The sequence below is a fragment of the Mycobacterium scrofulaceum genome (genome assembly GCF_002086735.1).
GTDB lineage: Bacteria > Actinomycetota > Actinomycetes > Mycobacteriales > Mycobacteriaceae > Mycobacterium > Mycobacterium scrofulaceum.
In genome coordinates this window covers 1-15,683 of sequence record NZ_MVIJ01000077.1, presented here as the reverse complement: position 1 = coordinate 15,683, position 15,683 = coordinate 1, and the positions used below count along the sequence as shown (strand labels likewise).

The 15,683-nt window shown below is 65.0% G+C and carries 14 protein-coding genes and 1 pseudogene; 8 read left to right on the top strand and 7 right to left on the bottom strand.

What is annotated here, in order from left to right; translation table 11 throughout:
• The 3 genes and pseudogenes from BST44_RS29885 to BST44_RS27245 all read right to left on the bottom strand — a co-directional run.
• Positions 1-903, bottom strand: a pseudogene (locus tag BST44_RS29885) (hypothetical protein); the annotation flags it as partial.
• Between the two features lie 17 nt (positions 904-920).
• The gene (locus BST44_RS29880) at positions 921-1,376 is read right to left on the bottom strand and encodes a hypothetical protein (RefSeq protein WP_139093677.1); all 456 of its coding nucleotides are present in this window, start codon (positions 1,374-1,376) and stop codon (positions 921-923) included.
• 112 nt (positions 1,377-1,488) lie between these two features.
• Positions 1,489-1,980 carry a hypothetical protein gene (locus BST44_RS27245; RefSeq protein ID WP_225325883.1) on the bottom strand — a complete coding sequence of 164 codons (492 nt, stop codon included), beginning with the start codon at positions 1,978-1,980 and terminating at the stop codon, positions 1,489-1,491.
• A 232-nt stretch (positions 1,981-2,212) separates the two neighbouring features.
• On the opposite strand from BST44_RS27245, the gene BST44_RS27240 reads away from it, so the two are divergent.
• The gene (locus BST44_RS27240) at positions 2,213-2,692 is read left to right on the top strand and encodes a hypothetical protein (RefSeq protein WP_007170762.1); all 480 of its coding nucleotides are present in this window, start codon (positions 2,213-2,215) and stop codon (positions 2,690-2,692) included.
• A gap of 114 nt (positions 2,693-2,806) precedes the next feature.
• Here the strand turns inward: BST44_RS27240 and BST44_RS31190 are convergent, their stop codons facing one another.
• Positions 2,807-3,187, bottom strand: a complete 381-nt coding sequence (locus BST44_RS31190) for a hypothetical protein (RefSeq protein ID WP_225325882.1) — start codon at positions 3,185-3,187, stop codon at positions 2,807-2,809.
• A 236-nt stretch (positions 3,188-3,423) separates the two neighbouring features.
• Here BST44_RS31190 and BST44_RS27225 point away from each other — a divergent pair, with 236 nt between their 5' ends.
• Genes BST44_RS27225 through BST44_RS27215 form a run of 3 tightly spaced genes read left to right on the top strand, consistent with a single transcriptional unit; the run spans position 3,424 to position 5,898 of the window.
• On the top strand, positions 3,424-4,008 hold the full coding sequence (locus BST44_RS27225) for a recombinase family protein (RefSeq protein WP_036460030.1): 585 nt from the start codon (positions 3,424-3,426) through the stop codon (positions 4,006-4,008).
• Complete coding sequence (locus BST44_RS30730; RefSeq protein ID WP_007170759.1) at positions 4,008-4,649, top strand: hypothetical protein; 642 nt, start codon at positions 4,008-4,010, stop codon at positions 4,647-4,649. Before BST44_RS27225 ends, BST44_RS30730 begins: the two co-directional genes overlap by 1 nt.
• Before the next feature lie 28 nt (positions 4,650-4,677).
• On the top strand, positions 4,678-5,898 hold the full coding sequence (locus tag BST44_RS27215; protein WP_007170758.1) for an AlbA family DNA-binding domain-containing protein: 1,221 nt from the start codon (positions 4,678-4,680) through the stop codon (positions 5,896-5,898).
• Positions 5,899-6,084: 186 nt separating this feature from the next.
• On the opposite strand, the gene BST44_RS27210 is transcribed toward BST44_RS27215, so the two are convergent.
• From BST44_RS27210 to BST44_RS27200, 3 genes are all read right to left on the bottom strand, one after another.
• A complete protein-coding gene (locus BST44_RS27210; RefSeq protein WP_036460027.1) occupies positions 6,085-6,816 on the bottom strand; it encodes an NYN domain-containing protein in 732 nt (243 codons plus the stop codon).
• Positions 6,817-6,939: 123 nt separating this feature from the next.
• A complete protein-coding gene (locus tag BST44_RS27205; protein ID WP_007170756.1) occupies positions 6,940-7,167 on the bottom strand; it encodes a hypothetical protein in 228 nt (75 codons plus the stop codon).
• Positions 7,160-7,735 (bottom strand): nucleotide-binding protein, encoded by a 576-nt coding sequence (locus BST44_RS27200; protein WP_007170755.1) that lies wholly within the window; start codon positions 7,733-7,735, stop codon positions 7,160-7,162. Before BST44_RS27200 ends, BST44_RS27205 begins: the two co-directional genes overlap by 8 nt.
• Before the next feature lie 450 nt (positions 7,736-8,185).
• Between BST44_RS27200 and BST44_RS27195 the strand changes: the two genes are divergently transcribed.
• The 4 genes from BST44_RS27195 to mobF all read left to right on the top strand — a co-directional run.
• Positions 8,186-8,389 (top strand): hypothetical protein, encoded by a 204-nt coding sequence (locus BST44_RS27195; protein ID WP_007170754.1) that lies wholly within the window; start codon positions 8,186-8,188, stop codon positions 8,387-8,389.
• 819 nt (positions 8,390-9,208) lie between these two features.
• Positions 9,209-10,396 (top strand): hypothetical protein, encoded by a 1,188-nt coding sequence (locus BST44_RS27185; RefSeq protein ID WP_007170753.1) that lies wholly within the window; start codon positions 9,209-9,211, stop codon positions 10,394-10,396.
• Positions 10,396-10,767: a hypothetical protein gene (locus BST44_RS27180; RefSeq protein ID WP_007170752.1), complete on the top strand. Its 372-nt coding sequence runs from the start codon at positions 10,396-10,398 to the stop codon at positions 10,765-10,767. The genes BST44_RS27185 and BST44_RS27180 overlap by 1 nt, the downstream gene beginning before the upstream one ends.
• Positions 10,768-11,372: 605 nt before the next feature.
• On the top strand, positions 11,373-15,683 hold a 4,311-nt coding region (mobF, locus tag BST44_RS27175; protein WP_244184965.1), incomplete at its 3' end, for a MobF family relaxase.

Sequence of the window (15,683 nt, the reverse complement as noted above, 5' to 3'; positions counted from 1 at the left end):
GCCTCCACCTGACCCCAAACCGCCGCCCATGCCACCCCCGCCGGGCATCGAACCAAGCCCCCCGGTCATCGACGTCAACCCCGGCGGAAACCCGACAGACTGAATCCCGCTCCCGCCGCCAGGTATCTGTTCGGCACCGCCCGCAAACGGATTTGCCACCGCCGGAGGCGGCAGCGGATTGTCTGTATCGTCCCCGGGGCGCCCGAGTCCGTTGCGATGGCCGGGTCCATGCTGGTTACTGCCCGCACCCTGAACACCGTTCTCACCGCCATCGGAAGATCCGCCATCTGGCGATCCACTGTCATCTAACGCTTTTTTGTCTCGCCCTGCAGGTACGGCGATGCCGCCACCGCCGCTGTGGGGCAGAACGGGATCTTGAGGCATCGGACCGCCCGAACGCGAAGTCAGAGCGGTGATATCCGCGCCAGCGGTCCCGTGAAACGCCTTGGCTTTTGTGAGCGCGGACTGGACAGCCTGGCTGGTCAGGTCTCGAGCGCGGGCATGAGCGGCGACCACGATCTCCTGTCGTTTTACCGGGTCTGCGGTCGCAGCGAGTTCCGCATTCGCGTCGTTGGCAATCCTGTTCTGAGTGTTGCGGGCGGTGCGATAGTCGCCCGCGACCCCGGTGAAATACGTTGCGGCCGCGTTGTATATCTCGACCATGCGCCCGTAGTCGGCCGCCAGCTGGCGGTTCTTTTCGTGACCGGCTTCCCACCCGGGCGACTGCGCGGCATCCTCACGCATCGCATTGGCGACCTTCAGCCGCTGCTGCAGTTCCGCAGTATTTTCGGCCAACGCCTTGTAATGCGCAGCTTGAGCCTCCAACGGCTCCGCCGCCGGCGGCACCATATCGAGAGTAATGATCATGTTGCCAGCGATGCTGACCGCAGGAACATCAGCCATCAATCCCCCTTATGCTGTTACCGGCACGCCGCGTTGACCTTGCCCTCGGCGGCATTCGCCCGATCAATCGCGGCATCTCGCGCTGTGCCTTTCCGGTGCGCGGTGGCGTTTTCCATATCCACGCTGGCCGCCATGTAGTCGTTGATCCCTGACCGGATCGCAACCGGTGTATTGGCAGGCAATTCGCGATATAGATACTCCCTTTCGACCAATGTCACCCGCGCCTCATTGGCCAAGGCATCCTGCACTGCAGGAGTGTTCCAATCACCCGGAGTGTGCGCCACCGCATTTGTGGCGCCATCCATCACCGATGCAGTTCTTCCCCACAGCTCACAGGCCTTCGCGCGGGCCGCAGCCACCTGATCAGCGGTTGGTGGCGGTGGCGACCACGGCACCACCACGGTGTTAACCGCACCTTTCGAGGAGGTCGCCAGCCCTATGCCGGCCAGCGCCACTGCGACCACTGCGGCCACGAATACGCCTGCCGCTCCCACTATGACTCCGCGGCTGGGGCCGGGAGTAGGCAGCCATGGCGGCGATGGTGCTGGCTGTCTTAGCTCAGGCGAGTGAAAGGGAAAGGTCACGTCAGCTACAGGCCTTGTTTAGTCGATCGCCGATGTTGTTTGCTCTGTCGACTAGCGCGTCTGCGTCTGGGTTTGACACTCCACGGGTTTCGCCGTCTGCCACTGCGACCAGCGCGGCGATGTAATCATTAGTCGCTTTGACGACATCGTTTGGGGTCGCCGGTGGCAGATGTTGTTGCATGTACTTAGTTTCAATCGCCACTACGAGCTGAAAATTCGCCAGTGCGGGACCGTATTGGGGCGATTTCCGATCACGGGCGGCGACAATTAAGTTCTGCTGCGAGTTGTTGACGCTCAAGGAGGCTGCCTCGCTTGCGTCGCAAGCTTCTTTTTTCGCCGACGCTATCTGCTCGGGGCTGTAGTTCGGCGGGGGCGGCGGTGGCGCCGTTACCGTCGTGATGGTCGCGGGTGGGGGCGACGCGGTCATTCTGATCACGCTCATAACGAGCGCACTTATAGCCAAGAGCGACGCAGCCAGCAGCACCAGCAGCACCAGGATCCAGCCCCTCCGCCGGGGTGGAGGTCCAGGAGGAGGCGCAGGCGTTTGAGGTGGCGGCAATACGGTTGCGCCCATAGGCGCTCCGGCCGGCGAGGCAGACAACCCCGCGGGATAGCCCGGCACCTGCGGATTCATGTGTTAAAGGGTATCGGCGACCGGCGACATACGGCTACCAATAACGAGCACTTTGTGCCGCACCCTGGGAACCCACCGAAGGAGATCACGCATGAGCATCACGCCCACCCCGCCACTGCGCCCCGGTTACGGCCCGAGCAGCCCCGACCAGGTGATCGCGCACGTGCACTCCGATGGACGGATGGCCATCACACTGACCGAGGGCACCTGCCTGCAGGTGCCAGACCTGGACGAGTGGCAGCTTCTGGGCCGCGTACCGATGCGCAACGACTGGCCAAGCGAGCTCAAGATCAACGTGGTGGCGTACCACCGCCACACCGGACGACTAGCACGCTTTTACATGATCCGGCCGCAGCATCCCGATGGGCTTGATGCTCTGGACTACAGTTCCGATCCCGATGACCTACCTGGTTATGCAGCCTGGAAGCAGCAGTGGGACCAAGAGAACGCCGCCGCGCGGTACGAGACCGATAAGCCGCTGTGGGACTTGGTATCCCGGCTACCCGAGATCACCGACGTGTTCATCGGCACCGTTAAGGATCTGCACAACAGCAACGAGAAAAACGCATGACCACCAACACAGACGTTCGTCCACGCGCTCCCAGCGCTGCGATCGGCACATCGTGCTCCACGAAGACGGCGACCCCCGCCTGATCTAGATGCGGCCTCGTCCTCGCAGGGACGGTCACCGAGGTTCGGAGACGGGTCTGTCGCTTACGCCTGGCCTCGGCAAGCCATAGCGAGCGCGAATCTCTTCTTCACCGAACGTGTGGCCGGCTGCGCGGTCGGCATCCGACTCTCGCAGCGACTGAAGCAGGGCTGCCACATCGATGGAGGGGTCGTCGAAGGGCCAGTCGTCGAGTTCGTCGATGGTCCACTCGTCGGGGGCTTCGCTGTCGCCCTGGTGGGCCGACGTGTCAGACGCTTCCCACACAGCGACATCACCGCGAGGTAGCGGCTTGTCGAAGTCATCTGAGACACCAAGGTCGGGCAGTTGACCGAAACGGCGGGACGAAGTCGGGGACGAAGGCAGCTCCGACCCGGTGTCACCGCACTCGCTCGTCACGCCTCCAAGGATAGGGACGTCGGGACATCCGGCCGTCACAACTGGGCCCGCTCTCCCGAGATAGCCATGTCCGCTGACAGTTGAGCACATTGCTCCTGTCGCACATCTAAAGAAACGAGACACCCATCGGGCGCTACTCCCCTGTCGCGTAACCGCTGGTCGTACTGTCTCATTTCTTGTCTCACACCGCGTGTCTCAGATCCGCATTGTCGGAGGGCAATGAGACGGTAGATGCTGTGACAGCGATTCTCGGGTACGCGCGGGTGAGCACTGTGGGCCAGGATCTCGATGCGCAGCTCGCCGCGCTCGCCGCCGAGGGGGTCGAATCTGGCCATGTCTTCACCGACAAAGTCTCCGGTGCAGTGAACACCGATCGGCCAGGCCTGACGGCCTTGCTGCACTACGCCCGCGAAGGTGACACCGTAGTGGTCACCGCCATCGATCGACTGGGCCGATCTGTCGTAGAAGTAACTCGCACCATCGCAGAGCTTGGCCAGCGCCGAATTCTATTGCGCGCCTTACGCGAAGGCGTAGACACCGGTACACCGACAGGGCGTGCGGTGGCCACTATTATGGCTACGCTGGCCGAGCTCGAACTCGAACTCGGCCGCGAGCGGCGCGCCGCATCCCGGGACTCCCGCCGAGTTCGCCAACTGCCGGCTACCAAGCCGGCCAAGCTGACCCCGGAACGCCAAGAACAGCTGCGCCGACTCGCCGCAACGGGGGAACCGGTCCCTGAACTTGCTCAAGCATTCGGTATCAGTCGGGCCACGGCGTACCGCTACCTGGCCAAACTCAGCTCGCCCTCAGGAGCCGCGTAATGACCAGCGCCGAACTGCACCCGTCGACTCATCTGCGAGCCGCGGCGTGGGTCCCCGATGACGTCGAAGATCGGCCGTATGAGGACGCCATCGCCCTGGCCGCCAATTGGATCTGGGAACGCGGCCAGGAGGAGGATCTAGCGCCGCTGCTGGTGAGCAACGCGCAAAATGCCGCGAGCTTCGGTTATGCCGACCTCGACGAGATCATCCGAGCGGGTGGGCACGCCACTCCGCAAAGCCGCAACCGGCCTGACCGCGGGCCGGTTCTCGCCTTCGTGCCAGATGAACGGTCGTTGCACTTCGCGATGGGCCTCGCCCGCGGTCATTCACTTGCTGTCGTCGAGGGCTCCACACCCTTGGCCGAGTGGGCTGCTGGCGCGGCCGCCATCAACTTGCTGACAGGAGAGGTCACCACCTCCGAGATGGACGATGACGTGCGCAAAGACCTCGATTCCGTCATTTTCTACGGCGGTCGCAACGGCTGGACCGGAGCAGATGACAAGGCCCAAGCACGGCGATTTCTCAGCGGCCACATCAGCGGCGGCCGTCTCACTCCCGATCAAGCCGCCGCCTACGTCCTATCGTCGCAGTCGGTGTCTGACCGCGGGGCAAAGCGACTACTCGAAATGCTCAGCCGCTAGTCGCGCGAAAGACCCCTTGAGGAGCCCCATGAATGCGATCCCCGCCCGCACCGAGGAAGAACTGCAGCGGCTAGCGCTGAATGGCCTGCTGGAAGAAACCCACTGGTTGGATCTCAAACGCGAGCTGGCATCCGGTAACGCCGCGAATAAAGACCTAGCCAAAGACATCGCTGCTTTCGCTCTTGACGGAGGAACGATCCTGATCGGCGTCGACGAGGACACGTCGCCGCCTAGTCTGTGGCCGGTCCCCCTAGCGGGGCTCGCTGAGCGAATCGAGCAGATTGCGCGGATGAGGGTCGACGAGGCAGTACAGATTCGGACCACCGTCATCAATTCGACAACCCACGCCGACCATGGGTACCTCGTTGTCCACGTCCCGCAGTCAGTCCGAGCGCCACACATGGCTGACGGGCGCTATTACGGCCGCGGCGACAAAACCAACCGTGTGCTGACCAACACCGAGGTCGTACGGCTCCTTGACCGGCGCCTGGCGGACCGCCGCGATCTGCGAGTTGAAGCCCGATCGATCCGTACCGAGCTCGTCGGCGACGGCGCGCCTCTGCTCGTCGTGCTGGCCGATCCGCTCAGTGCACGGGAAGACATGCTCGTCTCCCTCACCGAAGCCTCGCGGTGGGAAGAAGCAGTGCTCCAGCTCGTTCACGCGGCCACAGGTCCAGAACATGACACATACGCACCAACGCTGGCTCACGCTGGTGGTTTTGCTCGCCGCCCTGGCGGTGTCGCGTTGACCACCGGCATGTACGACGGGCAACGCTTCGCCGGCGAGGATCGCGCCGCCGAGATCGTGCTGTATGAGTCTGGCCGGCTCGTTCTGGCATCGGAGCGCGCCGTGACCACACGCTCATTCAGAAACGTGGCCCCTCCCCAACCCGATCTCACCGTCGTCTTGGAATTGTTGATCATCGGGCACGTCAGCTTGCTTGCCCGTCTGGCCGCTGCAGTGTCACACCGCTGGGGATACACCGGCAGTTGGCGGTTCGCCCTCTCGATGAATGGCCTTCGCGACTCGACGTCGTGGATGATCGCCGACCGGAATTTTGGCGACAGAGGGCCCGTCTACACAGAAGACATCTACGAGAGGGCAACCGAAGCTTCCCTGAGCGACCTCGATGAAAATCCCGACCAGGTCGTGGCAGCACTCACGGCTCCGCTTCTTCGCAGCCTCGGCAGCTACCCAGCCTGGGAAAAGCGCTTTAACCAGCCGCCAACCATGAACGTAGTGACGTAACGACGTATATACGTCACTACGTCAGTACGTCATTACGTTACGTCATTACGTTTTTTGGTTGAGGGGTGGACCGCAGTCTCGCTTAGCGCGGGCAGAAAAAACCCGTCCCCTGCCGGGAACGGGTGGTATTGCGCAATTATGCAACGCGCGTTGCGTCCACGCAATTCCCCTCCCTTGTCGGGTATGTCACCAGGGCTGAGGCTTAGAGACCCCACCAGCGGGGTCTGGAAGTTGGCAGGACTGGAAATCGGCGGCCACCAGCTGGTACCACCAGTGGTTGCCTACCCCGTCCGACGGTTTACCGCGCAGCTTTCCTGCGGTCTGGTTTTTGGTCGGGTTGATGGTGCCAACCGGGACGCGATCACGTGCGGCCTGAACGGGGAATTTCAGGTCGCTGTCGTTGCTGATCACCAGCGCGGCATCGATGCGCTTTTCGAGGATGTCGAGCAGCAGGTGAGCGGCCACATTCACATCGGAGCCCTTTTCCTCACGCCGCGCAACGGAGACGAAGAATCGCGCGTCGGGGGCGTTCAGTCCGGCGCCATCTTTGATGGTTACCGGCCAAGCTGGGGTGGTGAGAACCGGACGCCCACGTCGGTCTTTGGTGGCCAGGGGCGCGGAGGCGACGCGGTTGACGTAGTTGCCCTCTTCGATGTGATCCACGACAGCGGCACGGATCAAAGCGGCGAGGTAGGCGTCCTGTTCTCGACTGCCAACGCGGTTGTCAGCTCCTGAGATACGCGCAGTGCAGTACACGATGCGTTCAACGGTCGCGCCGCTCCAGGCGGATTGGTTGGCGATGAGCCGTGTCGCCAAGGCGCGCAGGTCAAGCCATCGCCAGCCGGCCGTGCCAGAGCCACAAAGGAACTTGCCGCCGTAGTACAGATTGAACCCATCGATGTACACACCCACTCGCATGCAACAGACGCTAACTGGCGGGCGTGCAATCGCCCGCCAGGCGTTTCCAACCGTGGCATGAAGTTGTGCGCGTAATGACGCAACAACGTATACGCGTCATTACGTCGTTACGTCTTTACGTCATCACGTCTTTACGTTTTGCGCCAACCACTGATCGGCCAGGTCAGTGAGGATTTTGCTCATGCTGGTGTCCTGATCTAGTGCAGCCTGCTTCAGTCCGCGCACCGTCGCGCGTGGCAGATAGACCGTGGCACGCTGCATATCGTCAGTGGGGGAGCGGAACGCCTCCGCCGCCCGCTTGGTCGGCTCTGTCTTCACCCGCGCGGCCATCTTCGAAGTCAAATCAGACATGAACCAGCGCCCCCAGCAGCTCGTCGAACACGTCGTCATAGCCGTACAGGTGATCCGGTGTAGCCCCGAACGCCCGGCGGATGCCCTCGCGGCGAACAATCCGCGTTTCGATCACCGGCACCCCTTCGTCCTCCAGCAGGGTCTTCACCTCGTCGGCTAGTCGGGTACGCAGATCCACGCCGGTCAACAACACGGCTGTGGGGCGGTGCGCGGTGATCTCCAAAGTCGGCCACACCCGGCGGACATCCAGTGGCGAAGCCCCCGTGGGCACCACGACCAGATCGGCCAGCTCAATCGCTTCTTGAATAACCTGCGCCGTACCCGGGGGAGTGTCCACGATCGTCAACTCCTGGGGACCACTGACGTCCAGGGGCCGGCGTGCCGGCACCACCGAAAACGGCAACGGGTCATCCTGGGCGGCCGCCGCCCATTCCAGCGCCGAGCCCTGCGGGTCGGCATCGACAAGTACGACATCGCGGCCGCGGCGCTGCGCAGCAGTCGCGAGATACACCGCCGACGTCGTCTTCGCGACGCCACCCTTGGTGTGGACCAAAGAAACCGTAGGCATGCCCCAAACATTACGTCACAGCGCAATGACGCATATGCGTCAACACGCTATTACGTCATTACGTCTACCCAGGTAAGCCGGTATTTGTACGGGTCGTTACCAAACCGTTACCACTCGGCTTGTCGGCAAATCGACCTTGCACAAGGCATTAGAGGTCGTGAATGCCAAACCCAGCACCCCTTCTCCTCGGCCCCGCACCTCATGACCCCGTCCGCCTGCACCCCGCCGGCGTATACCTCCCGATGAGTGCCAGAGAACTACCTACCGCACCGCGCGTGACGGAAAACAGCTCTCGCCCCGGTACTTCACTGATGACCGAGTTGCCACGACAAGAAAGGTGCGGCCAGTGCCCTGGAAAACAGCGCAGTTCCGCCCAGAAGAAGAGAGCGGAGCTCATACGCCCCGCTCCGGGACCCACTTTCCCGACCATCGCGAGAAAGAGCACCAACCATGAGCGGAACTGACCTGGCAGTGGGAATCGTTGCCATCCTCGGAATCGTGGCCATCGTCGTGAGCATCTGCGTTTTGGCTGATCGCATCCACGCCCGCAACCCGGACTCCAAGGTCACCATCGGGGACACCGGACGCGTCATCAGCGCCATCCTCAGCGTCATCATTCAAGCCGCCATTGCGATCCTCACCAGACGACCCTGACGCGATGACCCGCGGACTTCCGGTGCCCGTGCGTGGGGCTCTGCCCCTTCCTGGCCTGTCGCGTGAAGGTTTCTGTCACTGGACGCTCGGTTGTTGGGGGGTGTAGCCCAGGGCGCCAATCCTGGCAGATCTGGTCACGAAAAAATCACGCGCACAGCGCGTGTCTTGTATCAGATACAAGCGTCTGCCTGGCAGGCTGCAGACCATGCCTCGACCTCGTAAAGGCGACCGCGTTGAACTACTAACTCGCCCAGAGCGCGTCGTCTCCGACAAGATCAAGCACTTAGCCGCAGGGCACGGCATGTCTGTCTCTCAGTACGTGGCCGACCTTCTAGCCGTACACACCGGCTTTCCCGAACTTGTCCGCGAGCTCGACCATCACAAGGAGGTCCTGCCGCTGGCGATGTGAGACTCCAAGCCCGCAGCTTTCTTGTCCTGCTGGAACGGCCGGGCAGATGTGACATCTCAATAGCTGGGTAAGGGATCGATCCTCTGCTGACATGACGAAGGCCCCGCGTAGCGGGGCCCTGTCGGGGGGTTTGAACCGAGTTGGCGCTCGGTTCCGGGTCCGCACCCATGTCCCCGAAGGGATCTTGACTTTTGCAGGTCAGATCTCACGGTAGCGCATACCTGTCTGCCTTTCCAGACAACGGCGCGCTTCGTGATCAACTTTTGTCCACCCCGCCCGTGGACTTGCGTGCCATCGCATATCGAGGGTGTGCCGCCACTCGGCCGCTCGCGTCGCGGCCGCCGACGTATCGCGGTTGTAGCGCTGGTCGCCGTCGTCGCGGTGTCGTTCGTACCGCGCCGGTCGCTGATGTGGTGGCGATCCGCCGCGGCCGCCGGTTGCGCGGTGGCGATCTTCCGCCGGCCAGCATGTTCGTCAACCTCGAGCTCGAAGACGACGCCTACGCGGGGGTGCCGTGCTGGTCGGGGGGACCGGCGCGCTGGGCGCACGTCACCGTGGCAGTGGCCTACGACCTGCATTACCCTGAGATCCGGCCACGCATGTGCAACGGCGGCATCGCCAAACGAACGCTGATCGTGATCGCGGCCGCCATGGCGCACTACGCCGACCGCGACACTGGCCGCAACTGCCGGCCCACCAACACCCAACTGCACCACGACACCGGCTACAACGAGCGCACCATCCAACGCGCCCACGAATGCCTACGGCTGCTCGGGGTGGCCACCGAGGTCCTGCGCGGCCGCCAACGCACCTACACCGAACGCATGGCCTCCTGGCGCATGGGTGATCACCATCGCGGCTGGGCCTCAGTCTGGGTCCTCCACGACAACGCCCAGCTCAACCGCGCCATTAACAGCTTGTCACCCCACCCGGCACGGTCCCAAGTAACCACCACCACCTCACCTGGAGAACGACTGGTTACTACCCGCGGGCGCCACCAGGGCGCCCGGCACAGCGGCGCTGCGCGCCGCCGAGCTTCAGATCCCGGGGGACGGCGGCTGGCGGTGACTTGGCGTGCAGATCCGCATGCCCCACCATGGGCTCACCGCTTCACTCCGGCCAGTTGGGCGGCGATGCTGGCAGCGCCGGCGGCGGCCGGCTGGACCCCGCGTGACCTCAACCAGCTGATCACTGACTGGCTCGGTGTAGGCAGGCGCATCCCCGACAGCCCAGCACGCCCGATCGGCCTGCTGGGCGCCATCCTCGCCTGGCACGGTACGGACAACCTCGCCGAACGGCCGGCCGCTGCCGATCTCGCCCGCGAAGCTGAAGAGCTGGCCGCCGGCCAGACTCGTCGCGCCGCCGTGGCCGCCGAACACGCGGCCTACCTCGCCGCCCGCGACCAGGGCCAGGCCGCCCTTGCCGGTGCTGGTCGCGCCGCCGCGCGTGCCGAAGCCGTCCGTTTGTCCCGGCGCGCCGCTGAGCGCCGCACGGCGGCCGCGGCGGCCGATGCCGCCGCCCTCGACCTCGCGGTACGTCGCGCACGCTTCTCGGCATCGCGCCATGATGGATGTGTGGACGACGACGGGAGGGTGTGATGAACGTCGAAACCCAAGCCGATATCGAACGGCTGATGATCGAGCGCAATGTCTCGTTCGTGTTCACGCCCTCGGTTACCGAACAGCCCGACGGCACCTGGGTTGCCCGCTACCCCGGTGCGCAGTGGTCGGTGCGCGGCCGTGACGCACAACAAGCCCGCCAACTCCTGCACGATGAGCAGCTGGCGCGGATGCGCGATCCCGCCGCGCGGGATTGGAAGATTGAGGCTGTCCGCCAACACTTCTCTGAAGGCCCCGTCGAAGGCGTTTACGCCCTCGACAACAACATCACCGACCGTGTTCTCGACGTCGGCACCCCGGGCGCGCTAGAGGCCGCGGTGGCAGCAATCGAGCAGCAGCGCAGACACTAACCGTCGCGCCTGGTACAGCACTGCGGTGCCGAACAACCCACAACCGCGCCCGCCTAAAGGTGATGTCACCGGCGGCATTTCGCACCTAGTGGGTCTGGCTCCCGCGCGCACCGAACCCCGCTTCCACATTCGAATCACCGCCCGCAACCAGCCCCAACGTTTGCCATCACGCGACCGTTTCCCAGAGCGTGGTTCGCCGTTTCCTGAGCTGCCCGTCAGTGCACCCATCGCCTAGCTGACTCGTTCCTGCCAGCACCGCCCGTGAACCTGCGTTGCGCACTGTTGATTTCGTGGCGGCATTTCACCATGCCCGCACCATACGGCCAACCCGTTGACCTTCGCTACCAACACCGAGCAAAACATCAACTGTCGACATTTGTCCACCGTCCATGTTGCCCGATCCCACTGCCGCGCAACCTAAGCCGGCTCACACCCACAAGCCCCCGCACCAACCCCCAGCTGCACCAACCGTTCTCAAGCACCCCAGACACCACACACCTCTTGCATTAAGGTCACGGTTTCTTAAGAACCGGCCCATCTGTGTGGGACAGATCGTCTCTGAGGTCTCTAGCGTGCGCCTGGAAAGGGACGGCACTGCAGTGACGATGACGATGCATAAGCTCACTGCCGGCAACGGGTATGAGTACCTGATCCGGCAGGTCGCTGCTGTGGATGCTACGGCCCGCGGGCGGGCACCGCTGATCGATTACTACTCGTCGAAAGGTGAGTCTCCGGGCCGGTGGGTGGGGTCTGGTTTGGCGTCGCTGCAATCCACTGGGGCGCGCCAGGTTTCAGCCGACGATGTGGCCAAGGTATGGGCGGTGCCGGAGGGTTCCCAGGTCACCGAAGCTCAAATGAAGGCGTTGTTCGGCGAGGGGCTGCATCCCAACGCCGATGTGATCGCTGACTATGTGACCGCACGCGGGGTGCACGGTCTCGCGGCGATCGAGGCCGCCAAACTGGGTCGCAAGTTCTATATCCGCGACGGGGAAACCACGTTTGCCCGCGCCCTGGCAGTGGCCTACCGCGACCACAACGAACAAGCCGGTAGGCCATCAGCCGCGTCCATCGACGCGCCCACCCGCGCCGCGATCCGCACCGTCGTCGCGCGCAGAATATTCGCCGAGCAATACGGCCGCGCGCCCGCTGACGATCGTGAACTGACTGGCTTTATCGCGCGAGAAACCCGCGCCCGCACCACCGCGGTCGCCGGCTACGACTTGACGTTTTCGCCGGTGAAGTCGGTGTCGAGCTTGTGGGCGATCGCGCCGCGCGACGTCGCGAAAGTCGTGGAGGAATGCCACGACGCGGCGGTGACCGATGCGCTGGCGTGGCTGGAAACGCACGCCGCGCTCACCCGTTCCGGTACTGATGGTGTCGCCCAGGTCGACACCACCGGACTCATCGGAGCCGCGTTCACCCACCGTGACTCCCGCGCCGGCGACCCGGATCTGCACACCCATGTGGCGATCTCCAACAAGGTCGCCACCGTTGGCCCTGATGGGGTGCTGCGCTGGTTGGCATTGGACGGCCGGCCGATCCATCAGTTCACGGTCGCAGCTTCCGAGCTGTACAACACGCGGCTGGAGGCCCACCTGGGCGAGCGGCTGGCGCTGCGGTTCGCCGACGTGGCGAGCGAGGGCCGCGGCAAGCGCCCGGTGCGCGAAATCATCGGCATGTCGACCGAGCTGATGGCCGCCTGGTCCTCGCGGCGACTGGCGATCGAAGCCCGCACCGCCGAGCTCGCCAAGCAATTCCAGGTGGCCCATGGCCGCGAGCCCACGACCGTGGAAGCCATCGGGCTGGCCCAACAAGCGACCCTGGAAACCCGCGAGGCCAAACACGAACCCCGATCGCTCGCCGAGCAGCGTCAGACATGGCGCGGACAAGCCATCGAAGTCCTGGGCGGGGCGCGGGAACTGACCGCCATGCTGGGCAAGATTTTGTCCACCTCGTCCCGGCAGCTCGACGCCGTCGACGACGATTGGATCAAGGCGGCTGCGACGAAAGTTATCGCCACGGTGGCTCGGTCGCGGGCAACCTGGCAGCGCCACCACGTGCTCGCCGAAGCGCAGCGCCTCGTCCGGAGCAGCGGGCATGCCACCAACGCGACGTTGGCCGATCAGATCACGCAGGTCGCGTTGTCCGAGCCGCTGTCGGTGGCCCACATCGACCTCGACGACGGCGACATGGGTGAACCGGCGCCGCTGCGCCGCCGCGATGGAACCAGCGTCTACACCCGCCACGGCAGCACCACCTACACCTGCCATGAGGTACTGGCTGCTGAGCGACGCATCCTTGCTGCTGCCCGCCAGCTCGGCGGCCGCACGGTCGCCGACAGCGATGTCGAGCTGGCGCTGGCTGATTCGGCCGCACGCGGAAAACACCTCAACGAGGGCCAGGTCGCCCTGGTCCGCGAGATGGCCACAGGGGGGCGGCGGCTGGCCTTGGCGCTGGCTCCGGCCGGCAGCGGCAAGACGACCGCGATGGCCGCGCTATCGCAGGCTTGGCGCTCCTCGGGCGGTATCGTCCTCGGTTTGGCCCCCACCGCGGCGGCCGCCATCGAACTCGGCGCGGATCTGTCAGCCCCCACCGACACCATCGCCAAATATGTGTGGTCGGCCGCCCCAGGCGGTTCGTCTCGCCCCGCTGCGCCGCAGTGGTTCACCACGGTCGGCCCCGACACGCTGCTCATCATCGACGAGGCCGGCAAAGCCGGAACCGTGGAACTTGATGCGGTGATCGCCCACGCGTTAGCGCGCGGCGCCAGCATCATCCTCATCGGCGATGACGGCCAACTCGCGTCCATCTCCGCTGGCGGTGTGCTGCGCGACATCGCCCAGGAAACCGGCGCACTGACGCTGTCTGAGTTGGTGCGCTTTGGCTCCACCGCGGAAAGCGCAGCCACCCTGGCGATCCGCAACGGTGACCCCACCGGCCTCGGGTTTTACATCGACCACCAGCGGGTGCACGTCGGTGCTGATCAGACTGCCGCCGACATGGCCTACACCGCGTGGGCCGCCGACCTGGCTGCTGGCCGCGATTCCTTGCTGTTGGCGCCCACCAACGACATCGTCGATACCCTCAATGCCCGCGCTCGCCTGGATCGCCTCGCCGCCACTGGCGGGCGTGTGGGCCGGGAAGTCATGTTGTCCGATGGGCTGGCCGCCTCGGCGGGTGATGTGATCCGCAGCCGCGAGAATGCCCGCGGTCTGCGGCTGGGTCGCACCGATTACGTGCGCAATGGCTATCGCTACACGGTTCATCGGGTGCGCGCCGATGGGTCGGTGATCGCCACCCATCTCGATTCCGGTCAGCGCATCACCTTGCCCGCAGACTACGTAAAAACCCACGTCACCCTGGGCTATGCGGCCACCGTGGACCTCACGCAAGGCCTGACTGCCCAGTACGCCTGCCATATTGTCGGCGGCGGCCATCTCACCCGCCAACTGCTCTACGTGGCCTTAACGCGTGGTCGCGTCGAAAACCACATCTACCTATCCACCGCCGAGTCCGACCCGCATCGGGTGTTGTCCCCCAAGGCAACTCACCCCGAAACCGCCGTCGACGTCTTGACGAAAACCCTGGCCCGCGACGATGCCCAGGTCTCGGCCACCACCGCCGCACGCCAGGCCCGTGACCCGTTCGTGCGGTTGGGTCCGGCCGCGGCGATGTATCACGACGCCTTGGGTCGGGCGGCCCACCACGTGGCGTCCCCGGCGCTGCTGGCGCAACTGCACCTCACCGCCGATCAGCTCTACCCGGGTTTGACCCGCGCCGAGGCATGGCCGGTGCTGTGCCAACACCTGGCTCTCGTCGCCGCCGATGGGCGTGACCCGGTGGCCACGCTGAGCGAGGCCGCCAACGTCGGTGAGCTGTTTAGCGCTCACGATCCCGCTGCGGTTCTGGACTGGCGCATCGATCCCACCGGTGGACACTCGGCCGGGATCGGGCCGCTGCGGTGGCTGCCCGCCACCCCCGCATTGTTGGCCGACGACCCCGAGTGGGGCGATTACCTGGCCCGGCGCGCAGCGCTGGTCACCGAGTTGGTTGATGAGATCCGCGAGACCGTCATCCACCACTGGACGCCGGCGACCGCACCGGCGTGGGCCAAGCCCGTGCTGGCCGCCAACCGGCCCCTTGCCGCTGAAATCGCGGTCTTTCGCGCCGCCCACCACGTCGCTGTCGACGACACCCGACTGTTGGGGCCACCGCAGTACGCCGTGCGCGCCCGCGCCATCCAGGAACTGCTCGAAGAACGTGCCCAAGCGGTCGTGCGCACCCAGAACCCGCACACCCGCCGCTTTGAGCAGCTCATCGACTCCATCGACCCCCGTATCCGCGCCGACGGGTACTGGCCGCAACTGGCTGCGCGCCTGACCGAAGCTGCCATGAGCCGCCCCGATCTGCCTGTCCTGGTTCGCGCGGCCGCCACCGAACAACCCCTGCCCGACGAGCTGCCCGCCGCCGCGCTGTGGTGGCGACTTGCCGCCGAACTCACCCCCGCGGCCGCCCTCGACACTCCCGATGCCGGTCTACGCCCGGCCTGGATTACCGACCTGCACAACGTTTTTGGATCTGCGGCCGCCGAATCCATCATCGCCGACCCGGCCTGGCCCGGCCTTGTCTCGGCGGTCAATGCCGCCGACCCCACCCGCTGGACCCCCGCCGGCCTGTTGCATGTCGCCGCCGAACACCTCGCCGACGTCGACCCCGACCACACCATCCCCGCCCACCAATACGCCCGCGCCATCACCTACACCGTCGACCTGATCGGCGGCCACCACGACAACACCGAGCACCCACTCCCCGACCAACCCCCACTGCACCCCCAGGAAGAAAAACAACATCCCCCCCCCCCCAACGCCCCCCACCGCAACCCCCCCGCCCCCCCCAGGGCCGGCCCCGCCGCGCCC

Excerpts from the sequence above, each read along its gene's own strand:
- BST44_RS27210 (WP_036460027.1), bottom strand. The coding sequence starts at position 6,816 with ATGCGAGTGGGTGTGTACATCGATGGGTTCAATCTGTACTACGGCGGC.
- BST44_RS30730 (WP_007170759.1), top strand. The coding sequence starts at position 4,008 with ATGACCAGCGCCGAACTGCACCCGTCGACTCATCTGCGAGCCGCGGCG.
- BST44_RS27195 (WP_007170754.1), top strand. The coding sequence starts at position 8,186 with ATGAGCGGAACTGACCTGGCAGTGGGAATCGTTGCCATCCTCGGAATC.
- BST44_RS27240 (WP_007170762.1), top strand. The coding sequence starts at position 2,213 with ATGAGCATCACGCCCACCCCGCCACTGCGCCCCGGTTACGGCCCGAGC.
- BST44_RS27205 (WP_007170756.1), bottom strand. The coding sequence starts at position 7,167 with ATGTCTGATTTGACTTCGAAGATGGCCGCGCGGGTGAAGACAGAGCCG.
- BST44_RS27215 (WP_007170758.1), top strand. The coding sequence starts at position 4,678 with ATGAATGCGATCCCCGCCCGCACCGAGGAAGAACTGCAGCGGCTAGCG.
- BST44_RS27180 (WP_007170752.1), top strand. The coding sequence starts at position 10,396 with ATGAACGTCGAAACCCAAGCCGATATCGAACGGCTGATGATCGAGCGC.
- BST44_RS27200 (WP_007170755.1), bottom strand. The coding sequence starts at position 7,735 with ATGCCTACGGTTTCTTTGGTCCACACCAAGGGTGGCGTCGCGAAGACG.